Source organism: Amycolatopsis albispora (assembly GCF_003312875.1).
Taxonomy (GTDB): Bacteria; Actinomycetota; Actinomycetes; order Mycobacteriales; family Pseudonocardiaceae; genus Amycolatopsis; species Amycolatopsis albispora.
On the sequence record NZ_CP015163.1, the window covers coordinates 8007410 to 8018057 of the forward strand.

Annotated in this window: 9 protein-coding genes; 6 read left to right on the top strand and 3 right to left on the bottom strand. The window is 72.5% G+C overall.

Annotated elements, in window-relative coordinates; all coding sequences use genetic code 11:
- Position 1 precedes the first annotated feature (1 nt).
- The 4 genes from A4R43_RS37980 to A4R43_RS37995 are packed head-to-tail and all read left to right on the top strand — an operon-like array spanning position 2 to position 5946.
- The gene (locus A4R43_RS37980; protein ID WP_113696510.1) at positions 2-1774 is read left to right on the top strand and encodes a fibronectin type III domain-containing protein; all 1773 of its coding nucleotides are present in this window, start codon (positions 2-4) and stop codon (positions 1772-1774) included.
- Positions 1771-2730, top strand: coding sequence for an AAA family ATPase (locus A4R43_RS37985; protein ID WP_113696511.1), 960 nt, complete (start codon positions 1771-1773; stop codon positions 2728-2730). Before A4R43_RS37980 ends, A4R43_RS37985 begins: the two co-directional genes overlap by 4 nt.
- 4 nt (positions 2731-2734) lie before the next feature.
- Entirely contained in the window at positions 2735-3853 is a 1119-nt protein-coding gene (locus A4R43_RS37990) for a DUF58 domain-containing protein (protein ID WP_113696512.1), read from the top strand.
- On the top strand, positions 3850-5946 hold the full coding sequence (locus A4R43_RS37995; protein WP_113696513.1) for a transglutaminase TgpA family protein: 2097 nt from the start codon (positions 3850-3852) through the stop codon (positions 5944-5946). The genes A4R43_RS37990 and A4R43_RS37995 overlap by 4 nt, the downstream gene beginning before the upstream one ends.
- 6 nt (positions 5947-5952) lie before the next feature.
- Here the strand turns inward: A4R43_RS37995 and A4R43_RS38000 are convergent, their stop codons facing one another.
- On the bottom strand, positions 5953-7176 hold the full coding sequence (locus A4R43_RS38000; protein ID WP_113696514.1) for a serine/threonine-protein kinase: 1224 nt from the start codon (positions 7174-7176) through the stop codon (positions 5953-5955).
- A 7-nt stretch (positions 7177-7183) separates the two neighbouring features.
- Positions 7184-7798 carry a TetR/AcrR family transcriptional regulator gene (locus tag A4R43_RS44525; RefSeq protein WP_113696515.1) on the bottom strand — a complete coding sequence of 205 codons (615 nt, stop codon included), beginning with the start codon at positions 7796-7798 and terminating at the stop codon, positions 7184-7186.
- 294 nt (positions 7799-8092) lie between these two features.
- Between A4R43_RS44525 and A4R43_RS38010 the strand changes: the two genes are divergently transcribed.
- The gene (locus A4R43_RS38010) at positions 8093-9055 is read left to right on the top strand and encodes an ATP-binding cassette domain-containing protein (RefSeq protein WP_113696516.1); all 963 of its coding nucleotides are present in this window, start codon (positions 8093-8095) and stop codon (positions 9053-9055) included.
- Positions 9052-9861, top strand: coding sequence for an ABC transporter permease (locus tag A4R43_RS38015; RefSeq protein ID WP_113696517.1), 810 nt, complete (start codon positions 9052-9054; stop codon positions 9859-9861). The genes A4R43_RS38010 and A4R43_RS38015 overlap by 4 nt, the downstream gene beginning before the upstream one ends.
- On the opposite strand, the gene A4R43_RS38020 is transcribed toward A4R43_RS38015, so the two are convergent.
- Entirely contained in the window at positions 9851-10579 is a 729-nt protein-coding gene (locus A4R43_RS38020; RefSeq protein ID WP_113696518.1) for an LmeA family phospholipid-binding protein, read from the bottom strand. The genes A4R43_RS38015 and A4R43_RS38020 overlap by 11 nt on opposite strands.
- Between the last annotated feature and the right edge of the window lie 69 nt (positions 10580-10648).

Here is a 10648-nt window from a genome sequence, read left to right on the forward strand (position 1 = left end):
GATGGTGGTCACCGTGGTCGCGGTCGCGACCGCGGTGGGCGTCGCCGTTTCGGGCGCGGCGAAGCCCGACGGCGGCATCGACTTCTTCCAGTCCGGGCACTGGGTGTTCAGCAACCTGCTCGGCACGGTCTTCCACATCGACGGGGCCAGCCACAACGTGGACGCGCAGCTGAGCCTGCCCGGCGCCGATCCGGGCAGCCAGGTGGTCCAGGGCGAGACCGGCGGGTACGTGGTCGGCGGCAACCGGATCATCGAGTTCGGCAAGTCCGATCTGGCGGTGGAGAAAACCCACACCCCGCCCGCAGACGAGCGGCCGGTGGCGCTGGAGGTCGCGGGCGGGCCGTACCTGGTGTACCGCGACGCCGGCCAGGTGGTCCGCCTCGGCGACGCCATGCTGACCGTGTCCGCCGGGGGCAAGCTGGGCGAGCCGGTGGCCACCACGGCCGGTGATCTCTGGCTGCACCACACCGAAAGCAACTCGATCTGCCAGCTGGGCCGTGACGCCGACCGGCTCACCTGCCCGACGAACGCGCCGAGCGGCCACACCGGCGGGCTGACCGTGGTCGCCGATCGGCCGGTTTTTGTCGACACCTCCACCGACACCGCGCACCAGATCGAAGGCAAGGACCTCGGCGCGGGGGTCGCGCTCGGCGTGGACGTGCCGCCGAACGCGCGTTTCGCGTCAACCGACGTCGGCGGCCGGATCGCCGTGCTCGACAGCGCGGGCAAGCGCATGCACCTCGTCGACACCACGCCGGCGAAGGCCGCGCCGGTCACCGTAGACCTGCCCGACGGGGACTACGCCGACGTCGCGTCCTCCGGGCAATCGGTGGTCCTGCTCGACCGCGCCAAGAACAACGTGCTCACCTACGACCGCGACGGCAAGCCGCGCAAGAGCACGCCGGTCCCGCCGAGCAAGCCGCGACTGTCCAAAGGGGAGGATTCGCGGGTCTACGTGGACAGCGCCGACGGCGGGCACGTGCTGGTGGTGGACAACGACGGCACGGTCGGCCCGGTCGAGGTCGGGCCCAAGCCGCCGCCGGTGCCCCCGGTCGAGCCGCCGCCCGTGCAGCAGCAGGCGCCACCACAGCAGCAGACACCGCCGCCGGTGCAGCAGCGCGACAATCCGCCGCCGGCAAGGCCGAAATCCCAGCCACAACCCAAACCGCAGCCGCCAAAGCCGGTCACGCAACCGGCGAAACCGGCCAGCCCGCCGGGCGCGCCGCCCGGGGTCAAGGCGACCGCCGGGAACGCCGCGATCACGGTCAACTGGGGTGCCGCGTCCCCGAACGGCGGTGCCATTTCGAACTACCACGTCGCCTGGAGTTCCAGCGCGGGCAGCGGCGAGAAGACCGTCGGTGGTGGCGTCCGGTCGACCACGCTGAGCGGGCTGAGCAACGACGTCACCTACGTGGTCACGGTGACCGCGCAGAACTCCGCCGGACGCGGCCAGGGCGCCAAATCCGCCGGGGTGACCCCGAAGTCGCCGAAGTCGATCACGATTTCGCGCGGTAAAACCGAGACCTACAACGAAACCTGCGAGGCTCCGGACTGCGCGCTCATCCGCGTCCAGGCCCAGGGTTTCAAACCGAACACCAGGTACCACTTCGACCCGCACGCCAACTCGTCGTACGAGAACGAAGGCAGAACGGTGAAAACCGACGCCGACGGCACGGTCGACTTCCAGGCGTTCCACTTCGGACAGGTCGGCCGCACGGTGTGGGTCACCGCGGACGGCATCGAATCCAATCGCATCGTGTGGGAGGAAGGGTGACCCAGCCGAAGTCGGCCGAGGTCTACGAACTGCTCGCGGCCAACGTGCAGCAGGTGATCCGGGGCAAGCCCGAGGTGGTCCGCCTGGCGATCACCGCGTTGCTCGCCGAGGGGCACCTGCTCGTCGAGGACGTGCCGGGGCTGGGCAAGACCACGCTGGCGCGCTGCCTCGCGCGCAGCGTCGGCGGCACGTTCAACCGCATCCAGTTCACCCCGGACCTGCTGCCGGGCGACATCACCGGCGTGATGGTGTACCACCAGAAGGAGGAGCGGTTCGCCTTCCACGGCGGCGGCATCTTCGCCAACGTGGTGCTCGCCGACGAGATCAACCGAGGCACCCCGAAAACGCAGTCCGCGCTGCTCGAGGTGATGGCCGAGCGGACGGCGACGGTGGATTCGGTGCGGCACGAGGTGCCCCACCCGTTCCTGGTGGTGGCCACGCAGAACCCGATCGAGATGGAGGGCACCTACCGGCTGCCGGAGGCCCAGCTCGACCGGTTCCTGATGCGGTTGTCCGTCGGTTACCCGGATCTCGACGCCGAGGTGCTGGTGATTATGAGCGACTGCGCGGGCATCAGCCCGGAGGACCTGCCGGCCGTGGTGGACCTCGGGCGGTTGCAGCAGGCCATCGCGGAGGTGCGCGCGTCGCACATCGACCGCGAGGTGTGTGTGTACGCGGCTCGCCTGACCGCGGCGACTCGGACGCACGCGGCGGTCCGGTACGGCGCCAGCCCGCGCGGCAGCATCGCGCTCGTCCGCGCCGCGCAGGCGTACGCGGCGACGGCCGGCCGTCTTTTTGTCACGCCGGACGACATCAAGGACGTGGCCAAGCCCGTGCTCGCGCATCGGCTGGTGCTGACCGCCGACGCCGAGCTGAACCAGCGCGGTGCCGGGGAGGTCATCGACGAGATCCTGGCGGCCGTCCCGGTGCCGTCGGTCAACGCCGCGGGCCGGTGACCTGATGCGCCTGACCCGGCGCGGGGTGGCCGTGCTCGTGCTCGCCGTGGTGCTGTTCGGCGCCGGGAGCTGGCTGGGGCACCCGATGCTGCGTGCGCTCGGCGGCATCTGCGTCTGCGTGGTGCTGGTGGCCGTGCTGCTGGTGGGGCGTAGTCCGAAGGTGGCGGTTTCGCGGGCGGTGTACCCGGATCGGGTCGAACGCGGCCGCCCGGCGCTCGCGCGGTTGCTGGTGCGCAACGAAGGTACGCGGCGGCAGGCCGGGTTCACCGCGGGCGACCGCGTCGGTTCCGGCGTGCGCGCGGTCGGCGTGCGCGCGCTCGCGCCGGGTGCGGAGGCGGTGTACCACTACGAACTGCCCACCGAGCAGCGCGGCCGGTTCGAAGTGGGGCCGCTGGTGCTGGAGCGGTCCGATCCGCTCGGGCTGGCCAGGAACCGGCTCGCCAGCGGCGATCCGGTGACGCTGTGGGTGCACCCGCGCCGCCATCCGGTGCGCGCGGTGTCCGGTGGGCAGCCCCGCCACCACCACGAGGGCCGGGCTGCCGACGACGCGTTGCACGGTTCGCTCGACCTCCGCGAAGTGCGCGAGTACGTGCCCGGCGACGAGGTGCGGCACCTGCACTGGAAGGCCACCGCGCGCACCGGCAGGCTGATGGTCCGCGAGTTCGCCGACCCGGACCAGCCGCGGCTGACCGTGTTGCTGGACACCCGTGCCGAACGCCGGTTCGAGGATGCCATCGAGGTGGCGGCATCGATGCTGAACGCGGCCGCGTTGTCGGGGCACCGCTGCCGCCTGGTCACCCCGGCCGGGCTCGATGTGTCCGCTTCGGACGGTCCGCAGGGGGCGCGGCGGCTGCTCGACGAGCTGTGTGTCGCCGAGGCGGAACCGGCGCAGATTCCCTTGGTGCCGCCCGCTTTCTCGCTCGCGCGGTCGCGCGGTGGCGCGCTGGTGGTGGTGACCACCGGTGACTCCGATCCGGCGGCACTGGCGCGGCTGCGGCCGTTCTACCCGGTGCTCACCGTGTTCTCGCTCGGTGGCAAGGTGGAGCCCGTGCCCGGCGCGCGGATGCTCGAAGGCCCGTCGGCGGCCGGCCTCCTCCAGCGGTGGAACGCGGTGGTCGCGTGAAGGCACGCGTGGAGACCGCGGGCGTGCTGCTCGCCGGTGCGGTCGCCGGACTGCTCTTCGCCCCGGTGTTCGGCTTCGGGGTGCTGCTGGTGCCGATCCTGGTGCTCACCGTGGTCGCCTTCGTGGTCGCGGAACTGGCCTCCCGGTCGCCGTCGGCGGTGCCGTGGCGGCCGCTGCTGGTCGCGCTGGCGGGCCTGCTCGGCGTGATCGAGTCGGCGTTGTTCGCGACCACCGCCGCCGGGCTGCCGACCGGGGAGACCTTCGGCGCGTTGTCCGCCGGGCTCACCGAATCCTGGCGGCTCGCCCTGCAGTCGACCTGGCCCGCGCGGCCGGAGGCGCAGCTGTTCCTCTTCGTGCCGCTGGCGGTTTTGGCCGGGGCCGTGCTCGGCATCGAACTGCTGCACCGCACCCGGAAGCCGTTGCTCGCGCTGCTGCCGAGCCTGGTGGTGCTGAGCCTGAGCCAGCTCTACTCGGCGATGCCGGGCACGTCGGCGGCACTGGGCGCGCTCGCCTACGCCGCGGCGGCCGCCATCGCGCTGGCCGCCGGGGCGCGCTGGTCGAAGGCGGCGGTGGCGGCCGTGGCGGCGCTGGTGGTGGTCGCGGTCGGCGGGGCGGCGGCCGCCACGGCGTTCGATCCCGTCGGCAGGCCCGCGTATTCGTTGAAGGAGAACGAATCCGCGCCGATCCCACCGGCCAGGGTGGCCAGTCCGCTCGCCGAGATCGGGGCCAGGCTGGAGGATCCGGAGGCGCCGCTGTTCCGGTACACCGCGCCCGCCCCGGTCGACCGGTGGTCGCTGGTGGTGCTGGACTCCTTCGACGGCGTGAACTGGAAGCCCGGCGGGGAGTTCCGGCGGCTCGGCCAGGAGATCCAGCCCGGCCCGGGGCTGAACGTGCCGGTGACCAGGCGGGAAGCCACCGTCGCCACCGGCGGGCTGACCGGGCCGTGGCTGCCCAGCCAGCAGTGGCCCGCGTCGGTGACCGGCGCGGAACCCTTCGTCGACGAAAGTCGCGGCACGCTGCTCGGGCCCGGCACCCCGACCGGCTACCAGCTGAGCTGGTGGGAACCGCAGGCCGACCGGAACATCGAGGACGCGCCGATCGATCCGGGCGCGCCCGGTGGCCTCAACGGGGTCGGCACGATCCCGCCGGGGATCAGCGAACTGGCCGACCAGGCCACCGGCGGCCAGCGCCCGTCGTTCCGGTCGGCGCTGCTGCTGGAGCAGTTCCTCAGCCGGAACTACCGGGTGGCCACCGGGCCGGAACGGCCGACCGGGCACTCCTGGCCGCAGCTGCGGCACTTCCTGCTGCAGAGCAAGCAGGGCACCAGCGAGCAGTTCGCCGCGGCCTACGTCGCACTGGCGCGGATGGAGGGCATTCCGGCGCGGCTGGTGGTCGGCTTCCAGTCGCCCGCGCTGCCCGGTCCGGACGGCACGTTCCAGGTGCGCAACGCGGACGTGCTGGCGTGGCCGGAGGTCGCGGTGGCCGGTGTCGGCTGGGTGCAGCTGGACCCCACCGGCACGGCGGCGAAGACCCGCACCACCGGCGGGCTCGCCGAGGCGGCGGCGCAGGCCCGCGAGCGACTGCCCGATCCCGAAGCGCTCGACGAGCCGGACAGCGGCGACGACGCGGCGGCGCCGGGTGAGCAGGCGGAAGCCGAGGACAGCGCCCCGCCGGTCAGCCTGCTGTTGCTGCTGCCGGTGGCGCTGGTGCCGGTCGGCTGGCTCGGGGGAGTGCCGCTGCTCAAACGGATCCGGCGGCACCGACGGCGTCGCGCGCCCGGCACCGGCTCGGTGGCCGGGGCGTGGGCCGAGGTGCGTGACCGGCTTCGCGCGCACCGCGTGCCGGTGACCAGCGGGATGACCGTGCACGAACTTGCCGAGGCCACCGCGCGCGTGGCCGATCCGTCCACTGTGGAGGGTGTACGGGTGCTGGCCCGCACGGTGGACGCCGCGCTGTGGTCGGGGGCGCCACCCAGTCCCGAAATGGCGGACTGGGCGTGGCGTGCGGAAGCCGTTGTCCGAAAAGGACTTTCGCGGCGCCCGCTGCGGGAACGGTTGCGTGCCGCCCTCGATCCGCGCGGCCTGCGTTCCTAGAGCTTTCTAGGGTTTGCAGGCCGCGCCGCGGATCGGCCGCGGTGGCGTTTCCACCGTCTGCGCGCCGTTGGTGCCCTGCACGGCGAAGCAGTACTGGAGGTCGCGGGAGACCGGCACTTCGAGCGTGTGCTCACGCTTGGCGTAGATCGGGTTGTTGCGCTGGCCCGCCGGCGCGACGACCACCACGAAGTCCAGCACGTCCGGGCTCGACCAGGTCAGCTTCACCTTGTCGCCGAGGTCGACCGGCTCGTTGAGGACCAGCTCCAGCGGCTTGGTCGGGGTGGGTACCAGCGGCACCGCCGCACCGGCCGCGGCGGGCGGCGGCTCGGTCGAACGCTGGGACAGCAGCAGGATCGGCGCCACCGCGAGCAACGCGAGCGCGGCCGCGATGCCGAGGACCAGGCCGAGCTTGCCCTGTCGCTCGGCGCGGTCCACCGCGGCCCGCCGCTTCGACGGCGCCGGCCCGATCACCTTGATCGGCGTGCGCGGCAGTTCCGGTTCACGCAGCCACGACAGTTCCTCGGTGACCGTCGCCGCGTCCTCCGGGCGGTCCGCCGGGTCCTTCGCCAGCAGCCTGCCGATCAGCGCGCCGAGCCGTTCGTCGGCCACCGGCTCCGGTTCCGCGTGCAGCACCTTGAGCACGCGCTCGCCGGACTGCTCACCGGGGAGGAAGCGGAACGGCGGCTCACCGGTCAGCGCGAACCGCAGCACCGCGCCGAGGCCGTACAGGTCGGCGGCTTCGTCCACGGTGCCGTCGCGCACGGTCTCCGGCGCGGTGAACTCCAGCCCCGGCAGCACATCGCGGGGGAAGGCGGCCCGCAGCACCACGCCGAAGTCGGAGATCAGCGGCTCGCCGGTCTCGCGGAACAGCACGTTGCCGGGGTGGACGCCGCCGTGCACGATGCCCGCTTCGTGCGCCGTGGCGAGCGCGGCCGACAGCGTCAGCCCGATGGTGACGGTGTCCTCGGCCGACAGCGGGCCGTTGCGCTCGACGAGCTGGGCGAGCGACTGCGCGCAGCGCTCCATCCGCAGCGCGGGCCTGCCGTCGGCCAGGATCTCGACGCGCTCGGGCACCAGGATCGGCCGGGCGTCGCGGAGGGTGCGCAGGGTGGCCAGCTCGCTCTCGAGGTCCGCGCGGGTCTGCCGGTCCAGCTGCGCCGGGAAGGTCTTCAGCGCGCTGTCGCCGACGGCGTACACCACCGCGACCGGTCCCTGGCCGATCGTCTCCATGGGCCCACTATTCCGGGTCGGTGGCGGCCTTGGCCACCGTGCGTCCGGATGCTGCCGGGGTGACGCGGTCCACCAGCGTGCCGATCACGTCGTCCAGCGGAAAGGGGGCGAGCACCTCCGGCAGGGTCAGGTGCTCCACCACCAGGCCGGTCATCGCCAGGTAGAGCAGCAGCACGGTGTCGCGGTCGCCGGGCAGGCCCGCGGCGAGGTGGAAGTCGATGTTCTGGGCGAGGTTGGCCTTGAGGGTTTCGGTGAGCGTGGCCTGCAGTTCCGGTCGGCGGGTCGCTTCCAGGCGGAGTTCGAGGAGCGCGAGATAGTTGCTGCGGCCGTCGGACAGGCGCCGGACGATGTCGCGCATCAGCCGGTGCACCAGCGCGCGATCGCGGGGCGCGCGCATGATCTCGTCGATTTCGCTCGGCTCGGGGCCGAGGCGCAGGTGGATGCGCTGCCCGGCCTGGGTGAGCAGATCGTCGCGATTGGCGAAGTAGTTGGACGCGGTGCCGACCGGGACGCCCGCCTCCGCGTCGACCGCGCGGAAGGTCAGCCCGCGCGCGCCCTCGCGGGCCAGCACCTCGATGGTCGCGTCGACGAGCGCCTCTCGCCGAGCCTGATTGCGCCGCATGACCCCAGACTACTACACCTGAAGTGGTAGACCCCGGCGGCGTCGGGGGGCGTTGGTCCGCGTTCCCGCCCCGGCGCTCACGTTGGACACGAATGTGGCTTTCGGGGCGAAATCCGCCCCCAAAGCCACATTCGTGTCGCTCGCCCCTCGCTCATCTCGCCCCTCGGTGCCGGGCGTCCGCGTCGCGCCCCACCTGCCTCCCGGCGCGGCCTTGGCCCCCAATCCATCCCGCCTCTGCCCCCTTGCCCCTTCCGAACCGTATGCTGTACGGTACAGCGCACGGAAGGGAGTTCGATGAGTTCTGACGAGTTCGCCGTTCAAGCCGACGGCCTGCGCAAGCGGTACGGGGACAAGCTCGCCCTCGACGGCTTCGACCTGCGCGTACCGCGTGGATCGGTGTGCGGGCTGCTCGGCCCCAACGGCGCCGGCAAGACCACCTCGGTGCGCATCCTCGCCACCCTCGTCCGCCTCGACGGGGGCAGCGCGCGCGTCGGCGGGTTCGACGTGGCGACCGAGGCGCACCGCGTCCGCCGCACCATCGGGCTGGTCGGCCAGCACGCCGCGGTCGACGAGGTGCTCAGCGGCTACCAGAACCTGGTCATGTTCGCTCGCCTGCACCACCTCGACCGGCACACCGCCAAGGCGAGGGCCACCGAGCTGCTCACCAGGTTCGGCCTCGCCGACACCGGCACCAAGCCGGTCAAGTCCTACTCCGGCGGCATGCGGCGCCGCCTGGACCTCGCGGCGAGCATGATCCTGGCCCCGGCCGTGTTGTTCCTCGACGAACCGACCGTCGGCCTGGATCCGCGTGGGCGCAACGAGGTGTGGGAGGCGGTCCGCGAGCTGGTCGCCGACGGCACCACGGTCCTGCTCACCACCCAGTACCTCGACGAGGCCGACCAGCTCGCCGACCGTATCGCGGTGATCGACCACGGGCGCGTCATCGCCGAGGGCAGCCCGGCCGAGCTGAAGTCGCGGATCGGCGGCGACCGGATCGACGTCGTCCCGCACCACGCTGCCGAGCTGGGCAAGGCCGCCCGTGCGCTGGCGGCCGTGGTCGGCGGTGAGCCGGACGTGGATGACGACACCCGCCGGATCAGCGTCCGGGTCGCCGGGCACGCCACCGCGCTGCCCGCCGTGGTGCGGGCGCTGGACGAGGCCGGTGTCCGCCTCGACGACCTCGCCCTGCGCCTGCCCACGCTCGACGAAGTGTTCCTGCAGCTGACCGGGAACGACCGCAAGGAGGTGGCGGTATGACCGCTCCCGTTGCCGACCACGGCGCGCGCTGGCTGCTCGCCGACAGCTGGACCCTGACCAAGCGCGGGTTCGCGCACTGGGCGCGCAATCCCGGGCCGATCATCTTCGGCCTGCTGTTCAACGTGCTGATCGTGCTGATGTTCGCCTACCTGTTCGGCGGCGCGATGCGCGTTCCCGGTGGCGGGGACTACCGCGAGTTCCTGATGCCGGGCATGTTCGTGATGACCATGCTGTTCGGCATCGGCATGACCGCCTCCGCGGTGCTCGCCGACGTCGAGCGCGGGGTGACCGACCGGTTCCGCGCGATGCCGATGGCGTCGGCTTCGGTGCTCGTCGGGCGGGCCGTGGCGGATCTGGTGCTGGCCGCGGTCACCCTGGTGGTGATGGTGCTGGCGGGGCTGGCCATCGGCTGGTCGGTGCACGGTTCACCGGCCGAGACGGTGACCGCCTTCGCGCTGCTCCTGTTGCTGCGCTTCGCGTTGATCTGGGTGGGTGTCTACATCGGACTGACGCTGAGCGGGCCGGAGGCGATGACCGGGGTGCAGACGCTGGAGTTCCCGGTCGGCTTCCTGTCCAGTGCGTTCGTCTCGCCGGACACCATGCCGGGCTGGCTGGGCGCGATCGCCGAGTGGAACCCGTTGTCCGCCACCTCGGCGGCGATCCGCGAACTGTTCGGAAATCCCGGGGTGACCGGGGATTCGTGGGTGGTCCGGCACGCCGCCGAAATGGCGCTGGCCTGGCCGCTGGTGCTGCTGGCGATCTTCCTGCCGCTGTCCGTCCGCGCCTACCGGCGGCTCAGCCGGTAGGCCGCAGCACCCAGTTCAGCAGGTCGAGCAGCGGCACCCTGGACAGCCGTTCCGGCCACTGGTCGGCGTTGAGCGAGAGCACCAGCTCGTCCGGCCGCAGCTCGATTCCGGTCAGCCGCAAGCCTTCCGGGAACTCCGGCAGGTCGATCGACACCGGGCTGACCCGCGGGGGCAGGCGCAGACCGGCGACGCGGAGTCCACGTGGGACGAGCCGCACCGCGTCGCCGGTCAGCTCCGGCTCCAGATCGAGGTGCCCGAGGCGGGGTGCCTTCACCCAGCGGACGCGCGTGAACCCGTCCGCCAGCTCGGTGACCAGGTCCGGGCGCAGTTCGGCGATCCGGCCGGTGACCACCTCCGCCGCGACCCTGACCTCCAGCTCCACCGAGGCCGGGGTCGCGGTGATCGACGGCAGGGACCGGATGCGGACGTCCCGCCCGAGCACGGTGACCCGCCGCAGCGGCACGTCCGGCCACGCCACCTCTTCGGCCACCAGCCGCACGTCGCCGAGCCTGCCCGCGGCCAGCCGCAGCGTGTCCGCCTCGTAGTCCAGCGCGGTCACGGTGAATTCCACCACCCGGCCGCCGACACGCACGGCGAGCCGCCGCCCGGTCGTCCGCTCGGCAGCCGTGCGCAGGATCGCCGCCGGGCTGAGCGCCGTTCCCGGCACCAGCGCCGCGGCCAGTCCGGCCAGCTCGCCGAACAAGTTCCCGCCGTCCATCCCCCCAGTGTGAACGACCGAAAAACCCCGAATCCCGTCAACCCCCCAGTTCTGTCAGACCCCCACCCT

Excerpts from the sequence above, each read along its gene's own strand:
- A4R43_RS38015 (WP_113696517.1), top strand. The coding sequence starts at position 9,052 with ATGACCGCTCCCGTTGCCGACCACGGCGCGCGCTGGCTGCTCGCCGAC.
- A4R43_RS37980 (WP_113696510.1), top strand. The coding sequence starts at position 2 with ATGGTGGTCACCGTGGTCGCGGTCGCGACCGCGGTGGGCGTCGCCGTT.
- A4R43_RS38000 (WP_113696514.1), bottom strand. The coding sequence starts at position 7,176 with ATGGAGACGATCGGCCAGGGACCGGTCGCGGTGGTGTACGCCGTCGGC.
- A4R43_RS38010 (WP_113696516.1), top strand. The coding sequence starts at position 8,093 with ATGAGTTCTGACGAGTTCGCCGTTCAAGCCGACGGCCTGCGCAAGCGG.
- A4R43_RS37990 (WP_113696512.1), top strand. The coding sequence starts at position 2,735 with ATGCGCCTGACCCGGCGCGGGGTGGCCGTGCTCGTGCTCGCCGTGGTG.
- A4R43_RS38020 (WP_113696518.1), bottom strand. The coding sequence starts at position 10,579 with ATGGACGGCGGGAACTTGTTCGGCGAGCTGGCCGGACTGGCCGCGGCG.
- A4R43_RS44525 (WP_113696515.1), bottom strand. The coding sequence starts at position 7,798 with ATGCGGCGCAATCAGGCTCGGCGAGAGGCGCTCGTCGACGCGACCATC.